At 65.3% G+C, this 25,373-nt stretch carries 25 protein-coding genes; 12 read left to right on the top strand and 13 right to left on the bottom strand.

All coding sequences use genetic code 11. The features are described 5' to 3' along the window. Nucleotides 1-38: 38 nt before the first annotated feature. The 8 genes from ACO06X_RS08845 to ACO06X_RS08810 all read right to left on the bottom strand — a co-directional run bounded on the left by ACO06X_RS08845 (nt 39) and on the right by ACO06X_RS08810 (nt 7,190). The gene (locus tag ACO06X_RS08845; protein WP_421839552.1) at nt 39-1,049 is read right to left on the bottom strand and encodes an NADP-dependent oxidoreductase; all 1,011 of its coding nucleotides are present in this window, start codon (nt 1,047-1,049) and stop codon (nt 39-41) included. A gap of 11 nt (nt 1,050-1,060) precedes the next feature. After that, nucleotides 1,061-1,591 (bottom strand): VOC family protein, encoded by a 531-nt coding sequence (locus ACO06X_RS08840; RefSeq protein WP_421839551.1) that lies wholly within the window; start codon nt 1,589-1,591, stop codon nt 1,061-1,063. A 16-nt stretch (nt 1,592-1,607) separates the two neighbouring features. After that, complete coding sequence (locus ACO06X_RS08835; RefSeq protein ID WP_421839550.1) at nt 1,608-3,053, bottom strand: 2-oxo acid dehydrogenase subunit E2; 1,446 nt, start codon at nt 3,051-3,053, stop codon at nt 1,608-1,610. A gap of 11 nt (nt 3,054-3,064) precedes the next feature. Continuing rightward, nucleotides 3,065-4,078, bottom strand: coding sequence for an alpha-ketoacid dehydrogenase subunit beta (locus tag ACO06X_RS08830; RefSeq protein WP_298167275.1), 1,014 nt, complete (start codon nt 4,076-4,078; stop codon nt 3,065-3,067). A 21-nt stretch (nt 4,079-4,099) separates the two neighbouring features. Continuing rightward, on the bottom strand, nt 4,100-5,074 hold the full coding sequence (locus ACO06X_RS08825; protein ID WP_421839549.1) for a thiamine pyrophosphate-dependent dehydrogenase E1 component subunit alpha: 975 nt from the start codon (nt 5,072-5,074) through the stop codon (nt 4,100-4,102). 128 nt (nt 5,075-5,202) lie between these two features. Further along, nucleotides 5,203-5,994, bottom strand: a complete 792-nt coding sequence (locus ACO06X_RS08820) for an SDR family oxidoreductase (protein ID WP_421839548.1) — start codon at nt 5,992-5,994, stop codon at nt 5,203-5,205. Nucleotides 5,995-5,998: 4 nt separating this feature from the next. Beyond that, a complete protein-coding gene (locus tag ACO06X_RS08815; RefSeq protein WP_421839547.1) occupies nt 5,999-6,424 on the bottom strand; it encodes a nuclear transport factor 2 family protein in 426 nt (141 codons plus the stop codon). A gap of 4 nt (nt 6,425-6,428) precedes the next feature. After that, on the bottom strand, nt 6,429-7,190 hold the full coding sequence (locus tag ACO06X_RS08810) for an SDR family NAD(P)-dependent oxidoreductase (protein ID WP_298167287.1): 762 nt from the start codon (nt 7,188-7,190) through the stop codon (nt 6,429-6,431). A 146-nt stretch (nt 7,191-7,336) separates the two neighbouring features. On the opposite strand from ACO06X_RS08810, the gene ACO06X_RS08805 reads away from it, so the two are divergent. From ACO06X_RS08805 to ACO06X_RS08795, 3 genes are read left to right on the top strand one after another with little or no spacing between them, the layout of a single operon-like run. Next, on the top strand, nt 7,337-7,741 hold the full coding sequence (locus tag ACO06X_RS08805) for a YybH family protein (protein ID WP_421839546.1): 405 nt from the start codon (nt 7,337-7,339) through the stop codon (nt 7,739-7,741). Continuing rightward, a complete protein-coding gene (locus ACO06X_RS08800) occupies nt 7,741-8,091 on the top strand; it encodes a putative quinol monooxygenase (RefSeq protein WP_421839545.1) in 351 nt (116 codons plus the stop codon). The genes ACO06X_RS08805 and ACO06X_RS08800 overlap by 1 nt, the downstream gene beginning before the upstream one ends. A gap of 5 nt (nt 8,092-8,096) precedes the next feature. Then, on the top strand, nt 8,097-8,900 hold the full coding sequence (locus ACO06X_RS08795; protein ID WP_298167296.1) for an SDR family NAD(P)-dependent oxidoreductase: 804 nt from the start codon (nt 8,097-8,099) through the stop codon (nt 8,898-8,900). A gap of 206 nt (nt 8,901-9,106) precedes the next feature. Here the strand turns inward: ACO06X_RS08795 and ACO06X_RS08790 are convergent, their stop codons facing one another. Beyond that, the gene (locus tag ACO06X_RS08790) at nt 9,107-10,720 is read right to left on the bottom strand and encodes an AMP-binding protein (RefSeq protein WP_421839544.1); all 1,614 of its coding nucleotides are present in this window, start codon (nt 10,718-10,720) and stop codon (nt 9,107-9,109) included. 12 nt (nt 10,721-10,732) lie between these two features. Then, on the bottom strand, nt 10,733-12,181 hold the full coding sequence (locus ACO06X_RS08785; RefSeq protein WP_421839543.1) for a carotenoid oxygenase family protein: 1,449 nt from the start codon (nt 12,179-12,181) through the stop codon (nt 10,733-10,735). Nucleotides 12,182-12,375: 194 nt separating this feature from the next. Here ACO06X_RS08785 and ACO06X_RS08780 point away from each other — a divergent pair, with 194 nt between their 5' ends. From ACO06X_RS08780 to ACO06X_RS08740, 9 genes are all read left to right on the top strand, one after another. Next, on the top strand, nt 12,376-13,413 hold the full coding sequence (locus tag ACO06X_RS08780; protein WP_421839542.1) for an NADP-dependent oxidoreductase: 1,038 nt from the start codon (nt 12,376-12,378) through the stop codon (nt 13,411-13,413). 3 nt (nt 13,414-13,416) lie between these two features. Then, a complete protein-coding gene (locus tag ACO06X_RS08775) occupies nt 13,417-14,187 on the top strand; it encodes a ThuA domain-containing protein (protein ID WP_421839541.1) in 771 nt (256 codons plus the stop codon). A gap of 11 nt (nt 14,188-14,198) precedes the next feature. Further along, nucleotides 14,199-14,564 (top strand): limonene-1,2-epoxide hydrolase family protein, encoded by a 366-nt coding sequence (locus ACO06X_RS08770; RefSeq protein WP_421839540.1) that lies wholly within the window; start codon nt 14,199-14,201, stop codon nt 14,562-14,564. A 1-nt stretch (nt 14,565) separates the two neighbouring features. Beyond that, the gene (locus tag ACO06X_RS08765; protein ID WP_421839539.1) at nt 14,566-15,306 is read left to right on the top strand and encodes an SDR family NAD(P)-dependent oxidoreductase; all 741 of its coding nucleotides are present in this window, start codon (nt 14,566-14,568) and stop codon (nt 15,304-15,306) included. Nucleotides 15,307-15,402: 96 nt separating this feature from the next. Further along, nucleotides 15,403-16,644: a cytochrome P450 gene (locus tag ACO06X_RS08760; RefSeq protein ID WP_421839538.1), complete on the top strand. Its 1,242-nt coding sequence runs from the start codon at nt 15,403-15,405 to the stop codon at nt 16,642-16,644. Continuing rightward, nucleotides 16,641-17,672, top strand: coding sequence for an acyl-CoA dehydrogenase family protein (locus ACO06X_RS08755; RefSeq protein ID WP_421839537.1), 1,032 nt, complete (start codon nt 16,641-16,643; stop codon nt 17,670-17,672). Before ACO06X_RS08760 ends, ACO06X_RS08755 begins: the two co-directional genes overlap by 4 nt. A gap of 27 nt (nt 17,673-17,699) precedes the next feature. Then, nucleotides 17,700-18,440, top strand: a complete 741-nt coding sequence (locus ACO06X_RS08750) for a ThuA domain-containing protein (RefSeq protein WP_421839536.1) — start codon at nt 17,700-17,702, stop codon at nt 18,438-18,440. Further along, nucleotides 18,440-19,648 carry an acyl-CoA dehydrogenase family protein gene (locus tag ACO06X_RS08745; protein ID WP_421839535.1) on the top strand — a complete coding sequence of 403 codons (1,209 nt, stop codon included), beginning with the start codon at nt 18,440-18,442 and terminating at the stop codon, nt 19,646-19,648. The genes ACO06X_RS08750 and ACO06X_RS08745 overlap by 1 nt, the downstream gene beginning before the upstream one ends. A 123-nt stretch (nt 19,649-19,771) precedes the next feature. Continuing rightward, a complete protein-coding gene (locus ACO06X_RS08740; RefSeq protein ID WP_298167329.1) occupies nt 19,772-20,542 on the top strand; it encodes a helix-turn-helix transcriptional regulator in 771 nt (256 codons plus the stop codon). A gap of 123 nt (nt 20,543-20,665) precedes the next feature. Here ACO06X_RS08740 and ACO06X_RS08735 read toward each other — a convergent pair whose 3' ends face one another. The 3 genes from ACO06X_RS08735 to ACO06X_RS08725 all read right to left on the bottom strand — a co-directional run bounded on the left by ACO06X_RS08735 (nt 20,666) and on the right by ACO06X_RS08725 (nt 25,329). Further along, nucleotides 20,666-21,448: an SDR family NAD(P)-dependent oxidoreductase gene (locus tag ACO06X_RS08735; protein ID WP_421839534.1), complete on the bottom strand. Its 783-nt coding sequence runs from the start codon at nt 21,446-21,448 to the stop codon at nt 20,666-20,668. 75 nt (nt 21,449-21,523) lie between these two features. Then, nucleotides 21,524-23,047, bottom strand: coding sequence for an acetyl-CoA acetyltransferase (locus tag ACO06X_RS08730; protein ID WP_421839533.1), 1,524 nt, complete (start codon nt 23,045-23,047; stop codon nt 21,524-21,526). Beyond that, entirely contained in the window at nt 23,044-25,329 is a 2,286-nt protein-coding gene (locus tag ACO06X_RS08725) for a CoA transferase (RefSeq protein ID WP_421839532.1), read from the bottom strand. Before ACO06X_RS08725 ends, ACO06X_RS08730 begins: the two co-directional genes overlap by 4 nt. Between the last annotated feature and the right edge of the window lie 44 nt (nt 25,330-25,373).

Below are 25,373 nucleotides of genomic sequence, written 5' to 3'. Positions count from 1 at the left end.
ATAGCTCTCTCCCCTGAAGGGGAGAGAGCGTCACATGGTCAGGCCACCTTCACCAGCACTTTACCGATCGCTCCGCCGCCCAGCATCTTTGCATAGGCTGCGAGCGTGTTTTCGAGGCCATGCGTTTCGTCGAAGCGCGAGATGAGGCGGCCTTCGTCGTGCCACTGGCGCAAGGGGGGGATGAACTCCTCCGCACGGCCGAAGTGATCGGGGACGAAGAAGCCTTCGATGCGCAGGCGCTTCATCAGCACCTGATCGTAACGCGCGGGGCCGGGGAGCGGCTTGTCGGCATCGTAGGCGGCTACGAGGCCGCAGACCGCGACAGAGCCGAACAGCGCCATGCTGGGCAGGATGGCATCAAGGATCGGCCCGCCGACATTGTCGAAATAGGCGTTCAGCCCGCCCGGTACTTCGGCGGCGAGGCGGGCTTCGATGTCGTCCGCCTTGTAGTCGATTGCGATATCGGCACCCAGCTCCTCGGTGAGATAGGCGCACTTGGCCGGTCCGCCCGCAATGCCGACGACATGCGCGCCGAGATTGCGCGCGACTTGCACAGCAAGGCTGCCGGTGGAGCCAGCTGCGGCCGAGACGGCGATCCACTGGCCGGGTTGGATGCGCGCGGTATCACGCACGCCGAGCAGCGCCGTCCAGCCGTTCATGCCGAGCGCGCCGAAATGCTCGCGCAGGTCGGGCAGGCTTTCGTCGAGCACCATGAGGCCGGCCATGGCTGGGGTGACAACGGAATAATCCGCCCACTGGCCGAAGCCCCGCACAAGCGTGCCTTGCGCAAAGGCGGGATCGCGGCTTTCGACAATGCGGCCGATGACGAGGCCGGACATTTTCGAGCCGAGCGGCAGCGGCGGCTGATAACCATCGGTGCGCGGGCTCATCCACATGCGCGTGCCGGCGTCCATCGAGAGCCACTCAGCGGCAATGCGGACTTCGCCTTCAGCGAGCGGCTGAAGCCGTTCCTCGCGCAACGAGAGGGCGCTGGCGAAGTCGTCGCCCTTGGGATGGGCATCGAGCTGCCAGAAGCGGTTGGTGGTCATGGAAGCAGCTTTCAGCGCAAACGGATGGTGGTGATGAGATCGCGCTCCGGCGCGCCTTCGCGGGCAGCGTCCGCCACCATCGCGTAGAAGCCGAGCAGGCTGGCGCGCGGGGCATAGAGCTCGGTCATGTGGCCGAGGCTCGCGCTGGTATCTGCAAAGGCATAGACGAAGCCATCGGCCATTTCCGCGCGCATCGCGCAAGGGGCGCCTTGGGCGGCAAACTCTGCCAGCGCTGCATCGACATCATCGACGAACACGGCAACGTGGTGGAGCCCATAGCGGCCCGAACCTTCCGGATACATGTCATGGAACGGTGAGGGACCGGGATTGTTCTGCTGCACGAACTCCACCATTACCTCGCCCCATTGCCCGTAGGCGGAGCTGTGATCGTGCAGACGCTCCACGCCCCGGTGAACCGCCCGCGCCACCGGGATATTGTCCGCGACGAAGAATGGGCCGGAGCCATAGGCTGCATGGTGCGCAGCCGCCGCCGCACGCACATCTGCGCAGAAATAGGCGACCTGCCGGATGGGCAGGCCCATTAGCTGACTTTGGCCATCAGGCGAACAGCGATTCCGGCGTTTCGATCAGTGCCTTCAGCGTCTGCAGGAAGGCCGCACCCGCCGCGCCATCGATCGCGCGGTGATCGACCGAGAGCGAGAGCTTGATCTGGCCTTCGAAGGCGATGTCACCCTCAGCCGTTTCAGTCGCCACGCGGTTGATGCCGCCGACCGCAAGGATCGCCCCCTGCGGCGGGTTGATGATCGCGTCGAATTCCTCGATCCCGAACATTCCGAGGTTCGAGATGCTGAAAGTGCCGCCATCCATGTCCTCGAAGCTGAGGCGCCCAGCCTGCGCCTTGTCGATGAGGGCGCGGGTGGTGGTGGCGATCTGCGCGATGTGCATGCGATCGGCCTGGCGCACGATCGGCGTGACGAGGCCCTTGGGGCTCGCGACTGCGATGGCGACGTCGGCATGCGGGAAGCTGTGCACCGCATCGGCAGCGACCTGCACGTTGACGTCCGGGTGGCGAACCAGCGCCATGGCGACGGCCTTGACAAGGTAGTCGTTGATCGAGGCTTTCGTCCCCATCACGACATTGGCTGTCTTGCGCAGCGCGACGAGTTCATCGACCCGCGCCGAGACGCGCAGGTAGAAGTGCGGGATGGTCTGCTTCGCCTCGGTCAGGCGGCGGGCGACGACCTTGCGCACCTTGTCGAAGGGCTGGACAACCGGCGTGTTGGCGACCGCCACGAAGGGTGCGCCGAACACGGGTGCGGGGGCGGCTTCGGGCACGGCAGGCTTGACCGCGCCGAGCACGTCGGCCTTCGAGATACGGCCGCGCGGGCCGGTGCCCTTGAGGGTACTGAGATCGATGCCATATTGCGCGGCAAGGCGCGCGGCGAGGGGCGAGGCGAAGGCCGTGCGGGTTTCTGCCGGGAGTTCGGCGGGGCCCTGCGGCGTGTAGACCCGCTCAGGGCGCATCGCCTGGACGACATCCTGATAGGTGATGCGGCCACCGCGGCCCGAACCGGCGATGGGTTCGATATCGACGCCGTGGGCTTCGGCAAGCTTGAGCGCTTCGGGGCTGATCGCGCGGTTGGTAACGATCTTCTTGGGTTCCGACGCAGCGGTCGGCGCAGGTTCGGGGGCGGCCGCAGCCGGCGCCGGCTCGGCGCTCGTGGCCTTGGCGGCGACACCGGTTTCTGCCGGCTTGAACGCAGCGATGAAGGCATCGACTTCGGCATCGGTGGTGGCGGCATCGGTGAACACGCCGAGCAGCGCGCCGACTGGGTGCGGCTGGTCGCTCGCGGGGACGAGCACGCGCTTCAGCACGGCGTCGTATTCCGCTTCGACTTCGTTGGTGATCTTGTCGGTTTCGATGAGGCAGATGACCTGGCCGCGCGTGAAGGCCTGGCCTTCCTTGACCATCCATTCGGCAATGGTGCCCTCGGTCATTTCGATGCCCCACTTGGGCATGCAGAAGGGGCGAATATCAGCCATGACGGCAATCCTTAGCGGTAGGAGAGGACCTTGCGCACCGCCGCTTCGATCTTGGGGATCGAGGGCAGGTACGCGGATTCCAGCTCGCGCGCGAACGGGACGGGGGTGTGCGGCGGAGTGACGCTGAGCGGTGGGGCCTTGAGGCTGGCGAAGGCCTTTTCAGCGACCATCGCGCAGATATCGCCCGCAAAGCTGCAGCGCGGATTGGTTTCGTCCACCACCACGAGGCGGCCCGTGACTTCGACCGAATCGAGGATCGCTTCCTCGTCGAGCGGGCTGGTCGTGCGCGGATCGATCACGTCGCAGCCGATGCCTTCGGCGGCCAGCTTGTCGGCGACAGCTTCGCAGAAGCCGAGCAGCAGGCCGGTCGAGACGATCGTCACATCATTGCCCGCGCGGGTGAGGCGCGCGTGGCCGAACGGGATCATGAAATCCTTGTCGTCCGGCACATCGCCCTTCACGCCGTAGAGCGCCTTGTGTTCAAGGAAGATCACCGGATCATCATCGCGGATCGCGGTGCGCAGAAGGCCCTTCACGTCGGCCGGGGTGCTGGGCATCACGACCTTGAGGCCGGGCATGCCAGTGAGGATCTGATGGACCGCCTGGCTGTGCTGCGCGGCGGCGTTATAACCCGCGCCCCAGGCCATGCGGATCACGGCGGGGCACTTGGTCTTGCCGCCGAACATGTAGCGGAACTTGGCGAGCTGGTTCCAGATCTGATCAAGCGAGACGCCGATGAAGTCTGCGAACATCAGTTCGGCCACCGGGCGCTTGCCCGCGAGCGCGAGGCCCGCAGCTGCGCCCATGATCGCGCTTTCCGAGATCGGGGTGTCGATCACGCGGTCGCCGCCAAACTTGCCATAGAGCCCGGCCGAGGTCGACCAGATGCCGCCGATCGCTTCGGGGCCACCGGCGGTGCCGTTGCCGCCCACCACGTCTTCGCCCAGCACGACGACGTTTTCGTCGCGCTCCATTTCCTCGGCGATCGTGGAGAGGACCGCCTCGCGATACATCATTCTTGCCATTGGTCGCGCTCCTCGGGGAGATCAGTACGAGATGTAGACGTCTTCGAGGACGTCTTCGGGGGTGGGCCGCGGGGCGGCCTTGGCCTTGGCGACGGCGGTTTCGATCGCCTCCATCACATCGGCATCGACGGCATCGATATCGGCGTCGGTGAGCAGGCCTGCGCCCGTCACACTGGCACGGAACTTCTTGATGCAATCGCGCGTCTCGCGGATGCGGTCGAGCTCGCCCGGGCCGCGATAGCGTTGCGGATCGCCTTCGAAGTGGCCGAAGAAGCGCTCGGTATCAAACTCGACCGCCGCCGGGCCATTGCCGGGGATGCGGACGTAATCGAGCACTTCGCGCATGGTTTCGTAGACCGAGAAGAAGTCCGTCCCGTCACCGCGCCAGACCTTCATGCCAAAGGCTTCGGCGCGGCTGGCGATGTCCTTGTTCGTGCCGACCGCGTATTCGAAGCCGGTGTGCTCGGAATAGTGGTTGTTCTCGAACACGAAGATGCAGGCCGCCTTGGTGACCACCGCCATGTTCATCGCCTCGAACGTGGTGCCCTGGTTGCACGCGCCGTCGCCCGAGAAGGCGATGGAGACATGTCCCTTGCCATCGATCTTGGCGGCGATCCCCGCACCCACCGCAATCGGCGCGCCCGCGCCGACGATGCCGTTGGCGCCGAGCATGCCCTTGTCGATATCTGCGATGTGCATCGAGCCGCCCTTGCCCTTGCACAGGCCGTCGCGGCTGCCCCAGATCTCGGCCATCATGCCGTTCACGTCGCAGCCCTTGGCAAGGCAGTGGCCGTGGCCGCGATGGGTGGAGACGATCTTGTCGTCCGGCGAAAGATGCTCGCACACGCCGACCGCGACGGCTTCCTGCCCGCAGTAGAGGTGGGTGAAGCCCGCGATCTCGCCGGTCTGGATATCGACGTGGAGACGTTCCTCGAACTCGCGGATGACCTTCATCTGGCGATAGGCTCGCAGCAATTCGTCGCGGCTGAGTTGCACCTTCAATCTCCCGGTTTGCTGGCCAGCACGGCGGCGGTGGCCGCGCTCGGATCATGGATTCACTTGGCCACCCGGCGCACCGCTTGAGAAGCCATAAAAGTGATAGGTAAGCGCAGAGTTCCGCGCAATCAGCGATCCGTGCGGGGCACCGTGCTCCCGGCGATGACCGAGGCGCCATCGTCGATCACGTGGCTCTGACCTGTGATGAAGCGGCTTTCGTCCGAGGCCAGGAAGAGCACGAGATTGGCGACATCGACGGGGGCACCGAGGCGGTTCATCGCGGTGGCGTTGTCGTGCACCGGCGCGGCAGCGCCAAGCGCGGCGAGCTTGCCGCCGAGGCTTTGCACCATCGGCGTGTCGATCCCGGCGGGGAGCACCGAATTGCAGCGCACGCCGCGTCCGTTCTTGATCGAGTAAGCGGCGGTAGCGCGGGTATAGGCATCGATCGCGCCCTTGGCGGCGCTATAGGCGGCAAACGTCGGCTCGCCCTGAATCGCGGCGATGGAGGCCATGTTGACGATCGAGCCGCCACCGTTCACGGCCATCGCCGGGATGGCATGCTTGGTGCCGAAGACGACGCCGTCGAGGCTGACGGCCATGATCTTGCGGTAGTTCACTTCGGTCAGCGTTTCGGGATCGCCGAATTCGACAATGCCAGCGTTGTTGACGAGGACGTCGAGCCGGCCGTGGCGGGCGACGATGTCCGCAATCAGCGTTTCCCACTCTGCCTCGCTCGTCACGTCGAGGCGCTTGTATTCCGCGCTCTCGCCCAGTTCGGCGGCGAGCGCGCTCCCGGCGGCGTCATCCACGTCGGTCAGGATCACGCGCGCGCCCTCGGCCACGAAGAGGCGGGCGTCTGCCGCGCCGAGGCCCTTGGCGGCGCCGGTGATGATGGCGACCTTGCCTTTCAGACGGTCCATCGCCTCACCCCTCCAGCTTCACCGCGCCGGGGCGCGGCGGGCCGGCTTCGCGGGCTACCAGCGCACAATCGTGGTAGTGGATGGTGTATTCGACCATCAGGCCATCGACGCAGCGGGTGGTTTCCGCAAGCGAGGTGCTGATGCGGTTTCCGGTGAGCTTCGAGGTCATCGTCATGCGCAGCTGCAGGCAGAAGAAGTTCTCGTCCGTCAGGATGCCGAGGCGGTCGACCACCACGTCGTCCCAGTAGCTCCAGACGTGGGGGAACAGGCGGATCAGCGCGTCCTGCCCCTTCCAGTCGCCGCCGAAGGGAAGCTCCGGCGGTTCGTGGACGACATAATCGGGCGAGGTGATCGCCATCACGCCGGCCCAATCACCCTTGTCGATGCAGCCGAGCATGGTGTGGGCGAGCTCGAGCGGAGTTTTGCTCATGAGATCAGAACTGCACGCGCTTGGTGAAGCCGCCGTCGATCACGAGATTGACTCCGGTGGAGTATGACGAGGCGGGGCTGGCAAGGAACACGACCGAGCGCGCAACCTCGTCCGGCGCGCCGAGGCGGCCCATCGGCATCTGCGCCTTGATGCTCTTGTAGAAGTCCGGCATCGCGCCCTGGATCATCTCCCAGCTGCCACCGGGGAACTCGATCGGACCGGGCGAGACTGTGTTGACGCGGATGCCCTTGGGCGCGAGAGCCTGCGAAAGCTGCGAGGCATAAGTGATCAGCGCGGCTTTGATCGCGTTGTAGGCCTGCGGCATGATGAAGGTCTCGATCGCGGCGGTGGACGACATCACGATGATCGAGCCTGCGCCCGAGGCCTCCAGCGCCGGGGTGAGCGTTTCGATGCCCTTGACGGCAGCCATGATGTCCACGTCGAGGCACTTTTGCCAATCCTGCGTGGCACCGGCGCCGGAAACGCTGGCCATGTTGATGAAGATGTCGCAGCCGCCGAGCTTCTCCACCGCGCCATTGAGCCAAGCGACGTAGCCCTCGATGTTGTTCGTCATGTCGAAGGCGTCGCCATGCGCCTTGCCCTCGTTGCCGGCGAGTGCGGCGAGGGCCGTGTCGATCTTGGCCTGATCGCGCGAGAAGAACGCGACGTCGGCGCCTTCGGTGGTGAGGATCTTGAGGATTTCGAGGCCGATGCCGCGGGCCCCGCCGTTCATGATGACTTTCTTGCCCTTGAGACCCAGATCCATCGCGCTCTCCATCCATGGCTTTCGCCCGGTGAACCCGGGCCTTTGCGACGCCAGAATAGCCAAAACGAGGGCGCTGACAGCGCGCGGAATTGATAGTTTCTGAGCCATCTGAATCGCCTTAGGCTCCCCTCCAATTGGGAGAGAATATGGCTATCACCGGACCGATCGAGGACCAGCTCGCCATCCGCGCGCTGCACGACAACTATGCCGACGCCGTGTTTCGGCGCGACGCCACCGATTGGGGCGCGCTCTGGGCGGACGATGCCGTCTGGGATCTGGCGGGTCACATCGTGAACGGCAAGGAATCCATCGTCGGCCTGTGGCAGGGCGCGATGGGCACCTTCGCCTTCGTCGGCTTCTTCTATCAGACCGGCGCCATCGTCATCGAGGGCGATACCGCCACGGGCCGCGTCTACACCAACGAGACGCTCGAAGACCTCGAAGGCAACCTGCGCCGCAGCATCGGCCGCTACGAGGACACGTACGTCAAGCGCGGCGGAACCTGGCTCTATCAGAGCCGCAGTTTTTCAGTTCTGAAGGGGTATTCGTGATGATCGTGGTTGTCGCAGGTGAGATCGATTTTGCGCCGGAAGTCCGTGACGAGGTTCTGAAGGACGCCCAGCCGCTGATCGACATGGCTCTCGCGGAGAAGGGCTGCCGCCATTACGCGTGGAGCCTCGATCCGCACCATCCGGGCCGCATCCACGTGTTCGAGGAGTGGGAGACCGCCGAGGACCTTGCCGTGCACCTGCTCGCCGAATCCTACTTCAAGATGGGCGCGCATCTCGCCGGGTTCACCATCCTGGGTGCCAATACACGCAAGTATCGCTGCGACATTTCGGAACCGGTCTATGGCCCGGACGGGGTCGCGACGGCGAACTTCCTCACCGCAAAGGACTGACTGCGATGACCAATCTCTCGGGCAAGGTGGCTGTCGTGATCGGCGCGGCGGGTGCGGGCAACATGGGCCAGCACATCGCCCAAACGCTTGCCGATGCGGGGGCCAAAGTCGTCGTCGCGGGGCGCAAGGCGGAGGAGCTCAAGAAGTTTGCCGGCGTGATCGCAGGCGATTGGGCGCTGTGCGACTTGTCGAAAAAGGCCGATGTCGAGGCACTGGCGACCACGGTGCTGGACCGCCACGGCAAGGTGGACATCGCGATCAACGCGACCGGTTGGGGCCTGCTCAAGGGCCTCCATGAGATCACCGAGGAAGAGCTCGACCAGATCATCGCGCTGCAGCTTAAGGGCGTGCACTATTTCTTGAGCGCGTTCGTCAGGGCAATGCCGCATGGCGGTTCGCTGATCCAGATCTCCTCGGCCACCACGCAGTGCGTGATCGACGATCATGCCGCCTATATCGCGACCAAGGCAGGTTCTGAGGCGCTGATCCGCTGCGTCGCCAACCAGTATGGCCCGCAGGGCATCCGCGCCAATGTGCTCTCGCCCGGCTTCACCGAAAGCCCGATGACCGAGCAGTCCTTTGCGGTGCCCGGTCTCGTCGATGCCTTCACCAAGGAATATCCGCTGGGCCGCGTTGGCACTTCGGAGGATATCGCCAAGGCGGCGCTGTGGGTGGTGAGCGACGATTGCTTCATGTCGGGCCAGAACCTGCAGATCAACGGCGGCCTGACCTTGCGCCGCAATCCGCGGCCGGGCGAGATCAGCGCAGCGATCGGTGCTGCGATGGCGGCGTTGCAGGCGCAGAGCTGAGCCAAACGCTGATCCATTCATTCCCGAAAGCCCTCTCTCCGGCTGGAGAGGGGGCTTTTCTTGTTTCGTCACCCCGGACTTGATCCGGGGTTTGGCTTCTTGGGTCACGCGCTGCGCCCCAAGAAAAGCCCAGCCCCGGGTCAAGCCCGGGGTGACGGCGGGTGTGGAGATTATGCGGTTTGGAAGGCGCGGAAGGCGGCTAGCGCTTACCCCGCCTTCTCTGCCTCCATCTGCGCCTTGATCATCGCGCGCAGCTGGTCCTTGCGGATCTTGCCCGAGGCAGTGCGGGGGAATGTGTCCACCCATTCGATGCGTTCGGGGCACTTCTGCCTGGCGAGGCCAGCCTCGCTGACGAAGGCTGAAAGCGCGGCCATGTCCGGCCGATCTTCGCCCATCGGGATGAGATAGGCGCAGATGCCTTCACCAAGGCGCGGGTGCGGCATCGAGACGACGGCAGCTTCCTTGATCGCGGGGTTCAGGTGGAGCACATCCTCGATTTCCTTGGCGCTGATGTTCTCGCCGCCCCGGATGATGAGGTCTTTCTTGCGCCCGGTGATGACGAGTGCGCCCGAGGGGGTGATCCTGCCGATATCGCCGGTGCGGAAGAAGCCGTCATCCGTCAGCGATTCGCGGGTCTGCTCCGGGTCGGCATAGCCGAGGAACATCGCGGGGCCGCGCACGAGAATTTCGCCATCGGTGCCATGGGGCACTTCGTTGCCGTCGTCGTCCACCAGCCGCAGTTCGTAATCGAGCGCGGCGCCATCGGTTTCAGCCGCTTCCACGAGGCTGTTTTCCGGCAGGATGCCGGGGGTCGCCAGCGGCACTTCGCTGCTGCCGTAGACACGGTAGGCGCAGGGGTGCGCGAGGCGCTTGTTGGCGGTGTAGACCAGTTCCGAGGGGATGGCCGCGCCGCCGCAGGCGAAGCGGCGGAAGGTGGGCAGCTTGGAGCCGACTGCCTCCGCCGCGTCGCATAGTTCCTGCAGGAAGGGCGTGGCAGCGACGGTGGAGGTGATCCCGTAGCGGTCAATCAGTTCGACCGCGTCCTTGGCCTTCCACACTTCCATGAGGACGACCTGGCTGCCCGAGGCGAAGGGCTTTTCGAGCCCGCCGGAGAAGCCGCTGATGTGGGTAACGGGCGAAGGCATCAGCGTGATGTCGTTCGGTACGCCGCTATAGTGCCTGCCGAACTGCGCGACCCGATCCAGCGTGTTGTGCGAATGGAGCACACCCTTGGGCCGGCCGGTGGTACCCGAGGTGTAGAGGATGAGCTTCAGCGCGTTGGGATCGACCTTGTCGAGCGGGGTATTGAGTCCCCGCCCATGCTCGACCAGCGCGGCAAAATCAGGGCTCCGTTCGGCGGGGCGCACATAGATAACGTGCTTGAGGTCCGGCAGGTGCGGGCGCACGCGGTCCACCATCCCGGCGAAGTCGTAGTTCCGGAAGCTCTCAGCTACGAAGAACGCGCGGGCTTTGCTGTCGCCCAGCATCTGGATCACTTCGGCATCGCGGTAGATCGGCACGATCGGAGCGATAACGAAGCCGCCGAGATTGGCCGCCAGGTTGATCACCGAGGCTTCGACCCAGTTGGGCACCTGGAAGCCGATCACGTCGCCCGTGCGCAGGCCCAGATCGTGGAGCGCGCGGGCGAGCGCTTCGCCGTCCGCCAGCAGGCTGGCGTAAGTCGGCGCGGCGGGATTATTGAGGTATACGACCTTGTCCGGATCGGTCTCGGCCCAGCGGCGCGCGTAATCGCCGATAGTCATGTTGGTCCAGCTGCCGTCGGCGGCAAACTGCGCGAGGTGCGCGGGGATCTTGGTCATGTGGGGCCTTTGTCAGTTCGCCAGAGTTTGCTGGTAGAGCGGGTTGTCCTCGGCGTAGAAGTTGCAGTGGAAGCCGCTCGGCACGCGGAAGGGAATGAGGACGCGGGCGATGGGGCCGGCAGCAATGTCCTTGGCGGCAAAGATCGCCAATTCGCTGGTGCCGCTGTTCGCGGGGTGGACGAGCGTCATGGCATAGCCGTCTGCCTCGTCCGTGCTGCCGAGGCGCGGCGCGAAGACCAGCTCGCCCGCAGCGGCGCCCGCGCCGAAGTGCCAGATGTCCTCCTCGCCGGTCTCAGTGTCATAGCGCAGCACCGCGTCCATGCCTTCGACCCGCCCATCGCGCGATTTCAGGTTGATGTTGGCAAAGCTGTGGCGGCTCTTGCGAGTCATCAGGCGGTCGTCGGGGCGGGGGAACTGGATGTCGCGCCCGTTGAGGACCTCTTCCTTGATCCAGCCGGTGTTGCCGGTGGGGTCGATGGTCCAGCGGCGCAGGCTCTGCTGGGTATCGAGATGGGTGCGGCGCGCGCCGGTCTCGTCCGGGAACAAGGCCGTGCCATTGGCGGCGGCGACGTCGGCAATGATCTTGCCGTCCTCTTCCCACACGTTGAGTTCGTGGAACATGTGCCGCGGCTCGAACTCGAACCACTTGATCTGATCCGCCGTGCCTTCGCGCGGCATGACCGCGAACTTGGTCGGGCGGTCGTTGACCCATGCCGTCATCGGCCCGCCTGCGGCAAAGCGCTTGAGGTCGGTGTCGATCGGGATGAACGGGAAGATTGCCCAGTTTTCCGTCAGCAGGAAGGTGTGCATCAGGCTGAAGTGCGGCATCGGGATGATCTCGGTCTTGCGGATCGTTCCGTCCGCCGCAACCACGTCATAGCGCATTTCCGCCGGGCCCATCATGCCGTGGATGGCAGCGCCGGTGTTGATCATCTCGCGCGTCTTGTAGTCGATCTTGGGATGGGCGGAGAAGCTGGAGGTGACGAGGCCGCCGTAGGTTTCCTCGTGCAGCGTATCCAGCTTTCGCGGATCAAGCGCCACCGGGGGCGCGCCTTCCATCAGCGCGAGAAGCTGGCCGCCGTGGAGGATGATGTTGGTGTTGCCGGTGTTGTAGCGCTTGCCCTGCACGCTGGGGTCCGAGGTCATCGGATTGCCGAAAATGCCGAACAGACGGCGCCCGGCGGCTTTCTCGAGTTCGAGCTTCTCGGTCTTGACCCAGCGGTTGCGCAGCGAGACGCGGCCATCCGCGAACTCGAACGCGAAGACCATGCCGTCGCCATCGAACCAGTGGTAGTCGCCCTCGCGCGGGGCATAGAGCGGATCGGGGCCGTTGCGATAGAACATGCCGGCGAGATCGTCAGGCAGCTTGCCCACAACGATCAGATCGGGCGCATCGGCCTCGAACCGGATCGGCGCGTGGTGGCCGGAAAGGTAGGGGTGATCGAAGAACGGTTCTGCCATGGTCCCCAGAATCCTTGTGAAGTTCCCATATCGCCGCGCTGGCTGGCGGCCTGCCCGCACTGTGGGTGGGATGGGGGGCACGTTCACCTGACAAAATGGGGAGTGAGCCACGCTCCAATGGGCAAAAATGAGAGTCGTCTTGGCTGTGGCGGGGTCTAGGCTCTAGCGTTTCGGGGAGTCCCCCGTTCAGGAGCTTGTCCGTGCCAGAATTGCTCGATGTAAATCGCCGTTTCCTTCTGGTCCGCCGCCCCAATGGCGCGCCGGTGGCCGAAGACTTCAGCCTGGTTTCCGAACCGCTGCCTGAGCTGGCGGAAGGCCAGTTTCTGATCCGCAATCACTACGCCTCGCTCGATCCCGCCATGCGCGGCTGGATGGACGATGCGCCGAGCTACATGCCGCCGATCCCGCTGGGGACCTCGGTGCGCGCCTCGACCGTGGGCGAAGTGGTGGCGAGCAAGACCGCCGATTTCCCGGTGGGGCAGTGGGTTTCGGGGCTCAATGCGATCGAGGAATACTCGGTCTCGCAGTCCGGCGGCTTCAGCGCGGCCATCGATCCGACCATCGTGCCTTCGCCGACGAACTTCCTCTCGGTGCTCGGCGCGGTGGGGATGACTGCCTATTTCGGCTACCTGGAAGTGTGCAAGCCGCAGCCGGGCGATGTGGTGATGGTGACCGGCGCGGCGGGCGCAGTTGGCTCGCTGGTTGGCCAGATCGCCAAGCTCAAGGGCGCAAGCAAAGTCATTGGCATCGCGGGCGGGTCGGAGAAGTGCAAGCGGCTGGTGGAGCGCTACGGCTTCGATGTCGCCATCGACTATCGCGGCAAGAGCGTGGACCAGCTCTCGGCCGAGATCGCAGCGGCTGCGCCGCAGGGCGTCAACGTGATCTTCGAGAACGTGGGCGGCGATATCCTTGATGCGGGGCTCAACAACCTCGCGATGTATGCCCGCATCGGCCTCTGCGGCCTGATCAGCGAGTACAACAACGCGGGCGAAAAGACTGGCGCACGCAATGTGTGGCAGCTGATCGTGAAGCGCGCTTCGCTGACGGGCCTGCTCGTGGCCGATTATGTGCCGCGCTTCGGCGAAGGCATCGCCGCGATGGCGGGCTGGATGACCGAGGGCAAGCTGGTGTTTGACGAGCATGTCGATGAAGGCATCGACAATGCCTTGCCTGCGTTCCTGCGGCTGTTCAGCGGCTCGAACGACGGCAAGATGATCCTGAAGCTGAGCTAAGGCATGGCGAAGACGCTCCTCGTCCTTTCCGGTGGCCATCCTTACGAGGAAGGTCCGTTTGCGGCGTTTCTGGAAAGTCTCGGCGATTGGGAGGTGACCCACTACGTCCATCCCGAAGCCGAGGAGCGGGTGGCCGCCGGGGCCGCAGATAACGCAGACGCCATGCTGTTCTACGATATGCCGGGCTATACCTTTGCCGATGGCACGGTGAAGACGGCGGCGCCGTCGTCAGGCTTCAAGGCGGCGCTGGAGCGGCGGTTCGCCAGTGGGCGCGGCGCGGTCATGCTGCACCATGCGATTGCCGGCTGGGCCGAGTGGCCGCAATGGAGCGAGTGGCTGGGCGGACGGTTCCTCTATCAGCCCGGCCCGGTGCGCGGGGAAATGAAGCTCGATTCGGGCTATCGTCATGACGTGGACTACACGGCCGAACTGGTGGCGGAACATCCGGTGCTGGTCGGCGTCCCGGCAACATTCCCGGTGAATGACGAGCTCTATCTAGGCGAGGTGTTCGAGGGCGAAGTGACACCGCTGATCCGCGCGCAGCATGATTACGTGGCGGCAAACTTCTATTCGGCGGCGCATGCCGTGGCCGGGCGGATGTTCGACAACAGCGATTGGCCGCACCCGCCGGGCAGCAATCTGGTGGCGTGGACGAAGCCGATCGGCACGGCGCAGATGGTCTACTGCCAGTTCGGCGATGGGCCGCACACCTATGCGAACCCCGTCGTCCGCCGCGTGGTTGCCAATGCGCTGGAATGGACAGCGCAGAGCTAAGGGAGAAGCGCATGAGCCCGCAGGAGATCGTCGAGGCCTTCATCGCCGCGTGGAACCGGGGCGATGCCCCCGCGGCCTTCGCCATGATGGCGGAGGATATCGTCTGGCATAACATCCCGATGGAGCCGGCCGTCGGCCTCGCCGGGGTTCAGGCGCTGATGGGGCAGTTTCCGCCCATCGAAGGCACCGAGTGGATCACCCACCACATCGCCGCCAATGGCAATGTCGTGTTGACCGAGCGTACCGACAAGTTTCTGGTCGCCGGGCGCTGGCGTTCGATCCGCGTTTCGGGGACGTTCGAGATCAACGCCGAAGGCAAGGTCAGCCGGTGGCGTGATTACTTCGACATGGCCGAGTTCCAGCGGGAGTTTGCCTGACATGACGATTGCGCGTGGGCGTGACCTCACCGGTCGGCGCGCTGTCGTCACCGGCGCGGCATCGGGCATGGGCGCGGCGGCAGCGGCGCGGCTGCTGGCCGAGGGTGCGCATGTGCTCGGCGTTGACCGGGTGGGCGCAGGGATCGTCGGCACGCATACGCTGGTGGCAGACCTTGGCGATCCCGAAGCCATCGCCGCGATCGCCGGGGCGGCGGAAAGCCTGCTCGGCGGCTGCGACATCCTGATCAACAACGCGGGCGTCTGCCCCAACGGCCCGTTTACCGAGATGACCGAGGAAGCGTGGAACGCCGCGCTATCGATCAACGTGACCGCGGTGATGAAGCTGACCCGCGCGCTGATGCCGATGCTGGCCGCCTCCGGCCATGGGCGGGTGGTCAATGTCGGCTCGATCATGTCGCGCTATGGCGATGCGGGGCTGGTGGCCTACACCACCTCGAAGCATGCGGTGCTGGGGCTGACCCGCGCGCTGGCAATGGAACTGGGGCCAAACGGGATCACGGTGAACTGCGTGCAGCCGGGCGCCATTGCGACGGGCATGACGCGCGATCTGTTCGAAGGCACGCCGGGCGCGAAGGACTATTACGCGGGCCGTTCGGCGCTGGGCCGGATCGGTCAGCCGGAAGATGTGGCGGATGTCATGGTGTTCCTTGCGACCGACGATGCGCGCTTTATCACGGGGCAGGGGATCATGGTCGACGGCGGCGTTATGGTACACTCTTGAAAACCTGCCCGGCAGGGCAAACGAACCTAGCATTTTCGCGCGTGGCACGGGGTATTTGACGGTGCCACATCCAAGCTGAACCAAGTGGGAACTACCATGAATGAAATGACCAGCGCGAAATCACTGCTCGATCCCGAGGTGATGCAGAACCCGTTCCCGCTCTACCAGTGGGCCCACGCCAATGCGCCGGTGATCGAGCTGCCCGAAACTGGCATGAAGATCATCATGAGCTACGAGATGTGTTCGGAAGCGGCAGGGCGTCCGGATGATTTTTCGAACGACTTCAGCGGCGTGCTTTCGGGCGCGCTGGCCGAGGATCCGGAAGTGAGCGGCATTCTGGCCGAAGGCTGGCCGCAGATGAACACGCTGCTGACCGCCGATCCGCCGGTCCACACGCGCTTCCGCAAGCTCGTCAACCTCGCCTTCTCGATGCCGCGCGTGAATGCGCTCGAAGCGGGTATTCGCGACAAGGTGACCAAGCTGATCGACGGCTTCATCGAGGACGGCGAGTGTGATTTCGTGACCGCGTTCAGCGTCGGCCTGCCGGTGCAGGTGATCTGCGAGCAGCTGGGCTTTTCCGAAGCCGAGCGCGCCGACGTCAAGCGCTGGTCGGACGCCTTTGCGGACCGGCTCGGCCACATGATCCCGCGTGAGCGCGAGATCGAGTGCGCGCACGAGATCGTCGACTTCCAGCGCAAGCTCAAGGTCAAGATCGACGCGCGCCGCGAGGCGCCAACCGACGATCTGCTGTCCGACGTGGTCAACGCCCGGCTCGACGGCGAAACGCCGCTCAACGATGCCGAAATCCTCTCGATCGCGCAGCAGCTGATGGTGGCTGGCAACGAGACGACCACGCACTCGCTGGCGGGCGGCATCGTCCACCTCGCGCAGAATCCGGACCAGCAGGACAAGGTCCGCGCCAATCCCGCGCTGATCGGCAACATGATCGAGGAAGTGTTGCGGCTCGATACGCCGACGGCGGGCATGTGGCGGCTGGTGAAGAAGGACACCGAGCTGGGCGGGCGCAGCTACAAGGCGGGCGAGATGGTCATGCTGCGCTATGCTGCGGCGAACCGCGACCCGGCGAAGTATCCCGATCCTGACAAGTTCGATGTCGAGCGCACCAATGCGCGCACGCACCTCGCGTTTGGCAAGGGCATCCACATGTGCGTGGGCAACATGCTGAGCCGCAAGGAAATGACTGTCGCCTTCACCGAGTTACTGCGCCGGCTCGACGATATCCGTATCAAGGACGGCGCGGAGCTGCGCGTTTCCCCGAACCTGCTGCTGCGCGGGTTCGTTTCGGTGCCAATTACCTTCAAGAAGGCAGCTGCATGAACTTCGATCTCGACGAGAACCAGGAGCTGTTCAAGGCGGCGGTCGAGCGCTTTTGCCAGGGACAGGACGTGGCGGCTCGGCGCGCGGCGCGGTCGCTTCCGGGCGGCATCGACCGCGCGCGGTGGAAGGAGCTGGCGGAACTGGGGCTGATCGGCCTTGCTGCCGGTGAAGCCGATGGCGGTATGGATGGATCGCACGGCGATCTCGCCGTGGTGGCGCAGGCGCTGGGCCATGCGCAGGCGGTCGAGCCGTGGCTCGAATGCGGTTTCCTCCCCGCGCGGCTGCTGGCTGGCTCGGCCCATCTTGAGGGCGTCATCGCGGGCGAGACAATTGCGGCCTTCGCCTTTGCCGAGCCGGGTCGGCGCTTCGTGCTCGAAGCACAGGGCGTCAAGGCGAAGGGCGGCAAGCTTTCCGGCACAAAGCAGTTCGTGCTGGGCGGCGGTGCGGCGGATGTGTTCGTGGTGACCGCCGAGGAAGACGGCAAGACCGGGCTTTACGTGGTTGATGCCAAGGCGGCGGAAGTCGAAGTGCGGCCCTATCCGGTCGCGGATGGCGGCGTCGCGGCGATCGTGACGTTCCACGATGCGGCGGCGGAAGGCCCGCTCACGGCGGACCTCGCCGCGGTGATCGACGAGGCGCGGCTGATGGCGGCGGCGGAGATGACCGGCATTGCCCAGCGCCTGTTTGCCGACACGCTGGAATACCTCAAGACGCGCGAGCAGTTTGGCCAGCCCTTGGGGCGGTTCCAGGTGCTTCAGCACCGCATGGTCGATGCCTATGCGCGGGTCGAGAGCATACAGTCCGCGATTCTTCGCGCGCTGCTGCAGCCTGCGGCGCCGATGGCGGCGATCAAGGCCCATGTTGCTGAAAACGCGATCTGGGTCGGCCATCAGGCGGTGCAGCTGCACGGCGGCATGGGCATGAGCGACGAGCTCGGCATCGGCCACGGGCTCAAGCGGATCGTGCTCTTGTCCAAGCTGTTCGGCGATCCGGCGAGCGATATTCTGGATTACGCCCGCGCGGCGTGACCGCGGCGGGTAATTGGAGTGTTAGGAATGACCAAGCGGATCGATGCCCACTTCGTGGCCGCCGGCAAATACCACGATATCGACTTCGCCCGGCTCGAAGTGCTCAAGCTGCTGGGCGAGCATCCGGAAATCCGCACCACCGTCGCGATGGACTTTTCGAACACCGAGCGGCTGGAGCAGTGCCAGTTCCTCGTGACCTACACCTGCACTGTGCTGCCGACGCCGGAAGAAACGGTGAAGATCAAGGAATTCCTCGATCGGGGCGGGCGCTGGCTGGCGCTCCATGGCACCAATTCGATCCTCAAGTTCGTCGAAGGCGGGGTCGATTGCCCCGAAGAGCGCGACGACGTGATGGAAGTGCTCGGCACCCAGTTCAAGGCGCATCCGCCCATCGGGCCGTTTCGTGTCGAGGTGGTCGACAAGACCCATCCGCTTACGCAGGGTCTCGAAGATTTCGACGTGATCGACGAGCTTTACATCATGAAGGAAAAGGCGCCGATCAAGATCCTGATGCAGACGCGCTTCGATGGTGAGGCAACCGGATTCATCGAAGCGAACTATTCGAATGTCGTCGTGCCGATCCTCTACTTGCGCGATCACGGCAAGGGCGGGGTGCTCTACAATACGCTCGGCCACTGCCGCAGCCACTTCGATGTCATTGAATTGCTGCCCTTTTGGACACATCCCGAACGCTGCAGTTGGAACTATCCCGTGTATTACGAGACACTGCGCCGCGGCATTCGCTGGGCCATGAGTGAGATAGCCTGATGGATATGGATTTTGCCCCCGAGGATCTCGCCTTCCAGAAGGAAGTGCGCGCATTCCTCGACGACAAGCTCAACGCCCGCCTGCGCGAGGGCGCGGCCAGCACGCCGAGCGTGTTCACCGAGCCCGACATCACCCGCGAATGGCAGGCGATCCTCGCCGAGAAGGGCTGGCTCGCCACCTCGTGGCCGGTCGAGGACGGTGGTCCGGGCTGGACGCCGACGCAGAAGTACATCTTCGAGAAGGAATGCGCGATTGCCGGCGCGCCCTCGCTGCCGATCCTCGGCCTGCGCCTCGTTGGCCCGGTGATCTGCCATTTCGGCACGCCCGAGCAGAAGGCCCGTTTCCTCCCCCGCATCATTTCGGGCGAGGATTACTGGTGCCAGGGCTATTCGGAACCCGGCGCGGGGTCAGACCTTGCCGCCGTGAAGACGCGTGCGGAGCGTGTGGGCGACAAATACTTGGTCAACGGCTCCAAGATATGGACCACCCACGCGCATCACGCCAACTGGATCTTCGCGCTCGTCCGCACCGATCCCACCGTGCAGAAGCAGCGCGGCATCAGCTTCCTCCTCATCCCGATGGAGCAGCCGGGGGTCAGCGTTTCACCGATCATCACGATGGCGAATGACCACGAGGTCAACGCGACCTTCTTCGACAATGCCGAAACCCCGGCGGACAACCTGATCGGCGAGGAAGGGCAGGGCTGGACGATCGCCATGTTCCTGCTCGAGAACGAGCGCGGTGGTTCGTGCGCGGCACCGGCGCTGTTGGCCAAGCTAGACCGGATCGAACGCTGGGCGCGCGAGGAAGCCTCGGGCACCAACGGCACCATGATCCACGATCCCAACATCTCTCAGCGTCTGGCCCGCCTGCGGCTTGAGGCGCAAGCCTTCGAAGTGACCGAGCTGCGCATCCTGGCCGAGCTCGCCAAGGGCCGCCCGGCCGGGCCGCAGACCTCGCTGGTCAAGCTGACGAGCTCGAACCTGCGGCAAGCGATCGATGAACTCGCGGTGGACCTGTTCGGCTATGACGGGTTGCAGCTCCCCGTCACCCGCCCGCTCTATGGCAACGAGGCCCCCGAATATGTCGGCAGCCGCGCTGCGCAGCTTTCGATGCCCGCCTATCTCAACGGCCGCGCCTACACGATCTTCGGCGGCTCGGACGAAGTGCAGAAGACCATTATCGCCAAGCAGGTCTTGGGCCTCTGACCTGTTACCCGGAAGCCCCACTTCCGAACCGTTTCGGATGGGGCTTCCGCTACGGCACGCAGTAGGTTAGCATGCGAATCGACCCGGATGGCGGAATAACCGGCACCGGCCAGAGGATGCAGCATGGACTGGGCGAACACCACCTTCGAGCAGGTGACGATTCGGGCCGTTGAAGACGTGCGGCCCGCCGCAATTGCCATTCGCGACGTTGCCTTGAAGCTTGACCTGCGCATAGCGGTCTGCCCCGACATTTCGTCGAAGGAGCAGATGCTCGATGCCGATGGCAAGATCATCAACGCCGACATCTTCGGCTGGACCGCCGATGGCGAGCGCTGGTGGGAGAACGGCACGCTGGCGCTCTCCTCGCCCTTCCCGCGCGCCAGCCGCTACGAGAGCGAGCCCTTCTGGTGCAACGCCCACGGTGCCTTCACCGTCAGCCGCAACAACTACCTTGAAGACCTGAACTTTTCGGAGTTCCACAAGTTCAGCAAGGCGCGGGCGATGATCGTCATCCCCTCGCACCTCTCGTTCGGCCAGATCGCAGCGGCGAGCTTCGTGCCGGTGGACAAGACGCTCGACGACCTTTCGAACGTGTTTGCCGAGCACGGCGATTTCCTCGGCGCGCTGACCCGGCGCTTCGTGGCGAGCTACGTCAGCACGATGCGCACGCAGCAGTGGATCCCGAGCGATTGCCGCCTTTCGAAGCGCGAAGTGGAATGCCTGCGCTGGGCCGCCATCGGCAAGACCGACAAGGAAATCAGCCTGATCCTGGCGCTGAGCCACGCCACCGTGCGCTATCACATCCAGCGCGCGGGCGAGAAACTCAACGCGGTGAACCGCAGCCAGGCCGTCTTCAAGGCGGGACAATTGGGGTATTTAGGGGCGGCTGCCTGAGGGCCGTCCAAACCCCAACCACCATTTCGTCATCCCCGCGAAGGCGGGGATCCAGAGCCGGCGCAGCGCAATGTTGCCCTGGATCCCCGCCTTCGCGGAGATGACGAGGTATTGGGGCGGACCTTAAACCCCCATCATCCCCGCCGTGCTCGCCCCATCGATCCCATATTCCGAACCGGAGATGAAACCCGCTTCGTCCGAGGCAAGGAATGCCACCAGCGCGGCTACTTCCTCGACCTGCGCCATGCGGCCAATCGGCGCCATGGCTTCGAACTGTGCACGCGCGGCGGCGCTGTCGGGCGAGCGGTCAATCACGCCCCGGATCAATTCGGTCTCGACCACGCCGGGGTGGATCGAATTGACGCGGATCTTCGTCTTCAGAGTGGCGCAGTGGAGCGCCGAGGATTTCATCAGCGCAATCAGCGCGCCCTTGCTCGCTGAATAGGCGACATAGTTGGCGAGCGGCCGATAGGCGCTCATCGAAGAGTTCACCACGATCGAGCCGGTAGGCCCATCTGGGTTGGCGCGCATCGCCCGGATCGCGTGCTGGATGGTCAGCATCACGCCGGTGAGGTTTACCCCCATGACCCGCTCCCACGCTTCCATGGTGATGTCCTCAACGCTGCTGTCGCCGGTTTCGATACCGGCGTTGGCGAAGGCAATGTCGAGCCGGCCATGCTCGGCCTTGATCTGGGCCATCAGCGCCTCCCACGCGGCGGCATCTTCCACGCGGTGCGCGACGAACTGCGCGCCGGTTTCGGCGCAGAGCGCGGCGGCGGCATCGGCCTTGGAGCCGGTGAACACGACCTTCGCGCCCTCGCTCGCGAGCCGCCGCACGGTGCCCGCCCCGATGCCCGAAGTGCCCCCGGTGATCAGCGCCACTTTGCCTGCGAACCGTCCGCTCATTGCTCTCTCCCTGATATCCTGGCGCGATCCTAGAGCGCGCGGCGGCAGCGCCCTACTGGCAAATTTGATCTGGGATTACCGCCCCCAAACCCGTCGTTCGCCCACCACGGCAATCGCACCGCTGGTGCCGACCGGCTCCACCGTTCCATCCATGAAGAAGCCAAGCATCGCGGGATCGGCCACATCGATGTGGCAGAGCGTGCGCTTGCTCTCTGGCGTGCGCGCGATGACCACACCAGCCGAAGGCACGCCCTCGCGATTGTGGAACACGGTGTAGCTCTCGACCTTCGCGGGGCCGACATAGTCTTTGTCGAGTTCGGGCACAGGCCCGCGCGCCGCATCCGCCTCGGCCTGATAGTCGAAGTTCTGCGGGAAGCGCGCGGCGGCGATGGGCTGGCGCGAGACGACGATACAATGGTTGTCCGTCGCGTAGCCGCCGTTGGCGAACAGGAACCCGGTCTGGCCATCGCCGCCCCCTGAGTCATTCGGGCGCAGGCGCTCCACCATCGAGACGACCGCATGGCTCATGTAATTGGCGATGGGGCCGCCGCCGAATGTCAGCCCGCCAAACACCGTGGCGGGCTTATCCAGTGGCCAGCCGAGCACGCGGCGCGCCATCTTGGGGACGCAGGGGAAGCAGCTGTAAAGCTCGACATGGTCGAAGTCGGCGCCGGTCATCGCGTTGAGCTCCAGCGTGCGGCGGATCGCGGTGTCCATGCTGGAGGAGCGATCATAGCGGTCGCGGCGCAGGATGCTGGGGTCCTCCTTCGCAGCGGCGCCCATGCCGACGTAGATCAGCCGCTCCTCGGGAATGCCGCGCCGCCGCGCTTCGGCGAGGCTGGCGACAAGGAAGCCTGCACCCTGATTGACCGACGAATTGGCTACGGTGAGCTTGGTATAAGGGAAAGCGAGCGGGCGGTTGGTTGGGCCGGGGGTAAGGATCTCCTCAGCGCTCACGGCTTTCCTGATCCACGCGCCTTCATTGGCGGCGGCAACCTGGCTCATGCCCGCCCAGATCGCGCCGCTTTCGGCCTGCGCTTCGGCCAAGGTCTGGCCATAAGCGGCGCGACCGGCATTTTCGTAAATCGGGTAGACATCGACCGGCGCGGTCAGGCCATGCGCCTGCGCGTAAGTGGGATCGCGGCGGGTGGAGACATTGCGGACCGCGTTGTAGCTCTTGTCCTCGCCTTTTGCCGCCAGCGCGGCAAGGCCTGCGGCGGTGCGCAGGGCTTCCGCGCCGACCACGGCGGCAAGTTTCACTTCGCCTGCGCCGATGCGGTTTGCGGCTTCGTTGAGCAGGCGGATCGGGGTGTCGCCATGCGGGGCTTCGGACTGGTAGTTCACCGCCGGGTTCGCGCCGATGGCTGCGGCCACGCGGTCGCACAGATTGCCGAGGTGGCGGAAGCTGATTTGGTCAACGATGGCGAGGCTGTCGAGGTCGCCGAGCAGATTTCCGCCCGCATCGGTTTCCGCGATGCGCAGCGCTGCGGCCATCAGGCCCGGCGGATCGAGCCCGAGATCGGGGCTCGCGGGCCGGTCGTTCAACTGGCCGACGCCGATGATGACAGGTATGCGTTCGGGATCGGTCATCGCATTCATCGGGCAGTCTCCAGATAGGATTTGGTGGCGACCATCTCGCGGATCTTCTCGGGGATCGTTTCGAGCACGCCTGCCGCTTCAAGGGAACAGCATTCGGCTTCGTCCATACCCAGCCAGTCGTGCATCACGGCGTAAGTGTCCTGGCACATGAGCGGGGCAGGGCGGGCGTCCGCATCCGGGATCGATTGCCAGACCGCAGGGCGCCGCTCGGCGGTCATCGGTTCGGGGAGCAGATTGTGCGGATCGCTGCGGAAGAGGCCGCGCGCGGCGTAGTAGGGGTGATCGGCAAGATCGGCGGCGCGGAGCATGGGCGCGGCGGGCACGCCGGCGGCCTGCAGGGTCTGCGCCGCTTCTTCCGGGGTCCGCTGCGCAAGCCATTCGGCCAGATCCTCGCCGCCGATCACGCCAGAGAGGCGCTCCCGGTCCGCCGCGTCGCGCGGGCTGACGACGCACCATGCGTCCTCCCCGGCGCAGGCGAACACGCCCGATGCGGCATCCTCGCGCGCGGGCAGGCCCAGCGCCGTGGCCGCGATCTCGTTGGCAAGGTGCGCCAGCATTACCTCGGCCTGGCTCACGTCGACATGACCGCCGCGCCCGGTGCGCATGCGGCGCGCCAGCAGCGCCATGACCGCGCTCGCGCCGATCCGGCTGCAGACATGATCGGGGTAGATCGTGACCGAATCGGAGAAGCTCTCGGGATCGTCAGGATAGCGCCACATCGCGGTCAGCCCCGCGGCGGCGCGCACCAGGGGGCCATAGCCCATGCGCTTCGACCATGGGCCGCTCGCGCCGAACGCGCTCGATTCGACCGCGATCAGGCGCGGGTTGATGCGGCTGAGCTCTTCATAGCCGAGGCCGAGCGATTCCAGTGTGCCGGGCTTGAAATTGGAGAGCATCACGTCCGCATCCGCCACCATGCGGCGCAGCAGGGCTTTTCCTTCCTCGGACTTGAGGTTGAGGCCGAGGCTGCGCTTGTTGCGGTGCCCGGCGCCGAAGCTGCTGGAAAGGCCGATCTTCAGCCAGGTCTGGCGCGAGCCATCGGGGAAGGCGCTCGATTCGATCTTCACGACATCTGCGCCGAGATCGGCGAGCAGCCGCCCGGTCTCCGCGCCGACGACGATGACGCCGAGATCGAGGACTTTAAGGCCTTCGAGCGGTCTGGCGGGATGGACTGATGCGGGGGTAGGGGCGGGGGTGGGGTGCTCGGCAGTGCTGGCATGGATGGGGCCCATGCGCTCGCCATCGATCACCATCAGGCCATTGGGGAACGGCACGGGGCGACCTGCGTCGCTATCTGCCTCGGCAAACATGCCGCGCGCGCGGATATGGTCGGCGGTAAGGCAATCGGCGAGGGTGTTGAGCCCGGCGAGGGGGACGCCGTGCTGCTGCCCGAGCGCCTCGATCTCGGCGCGGGTCTTGTCCGCCAGAAACGCCTGCATCGCCGCGAGCAGTTCCCTGCTCTTGAAGCGGACCATGATGTCGTTGAATTCGGCGCCGGCGAACTCCGGGGGCGAGCCCATCATCGCGTGCATCCCCTGCCACTGGCGCGGGGCGAGCACGCAAAGGCGGACGTAGCCATCGGCGACGGGGATGATCGGATATTGCACGCCCTTGGGCGGGCGGCCGGGGGGCAGCGAGGCGGCAGGGCGGCCATTGGTGGCGCTGCCGGAAATGCCGAAAGCGGGATCAAGCGCCTGCATCGCGCCATCAAGCGCAGCGTAGTCGACATGGGTGCCGATGCCGCTCACCAGCGCCTGCGTCAGCGCGGCCATGGCGACGAAGGCACCTTGCGCCACGGCGCATTGCAGCGCGATCTCGCCCGGCGGGAGCAGCGGCGCACGGCCCTTGATGCCTGAGCGCGAGAGTTCGCTGGTAAGGGCGTGGAGCACGCCGTCAGTCCACTGCCAGTGCGACCATGCGTTGCCGAGGCCGAAGCCGGTGGCGGTCATGTGGACGAGCGCGTGGTTGGCGGCGCGGATCGCGGCCCAATCGATGCTGTCCGATTCGGCGGAGAGGTCTTCGATGATCAGGTCAGCGCAGGCCAGGCGTGCGGGGAGGTCTGCTTCCTCGATCGCTTCGATTCGCTTGCCGAGATTGGCCGTCCAATAGGCGAGTTCGGCGCGGGGTTGATCCTGCGGGCAGCCGCCGCGTCCGCCCAGTTCAAGGCGGATCACCTCGGCGCCGAGTTCACGCATGGTTCGGGCAATTCCCGCGAGCGGGCTGGCGACGAGATCGACCACCACGAGGCCGGAAAGCGGGCGATCGATGGCCTCTGGCTGCATTCCGGGTCCCTCCCGATTATTATTGGACGAACACCGTCCATAAA

The sequence above is a fragment of the Novosphingobium sp. genome, from assembly GCF_965229225.1.
Taxonomy (GTDB): Bacteria; Pseudomonadota; Alphaproteobacteria; order Sphingomonadales; family Sphingomonadaceae; genus Novosphingobium.
Note: the sequence above shows the minus strand (reverse complement) of the source record. Positions and strands in the feature narration are given on the sequence as shown.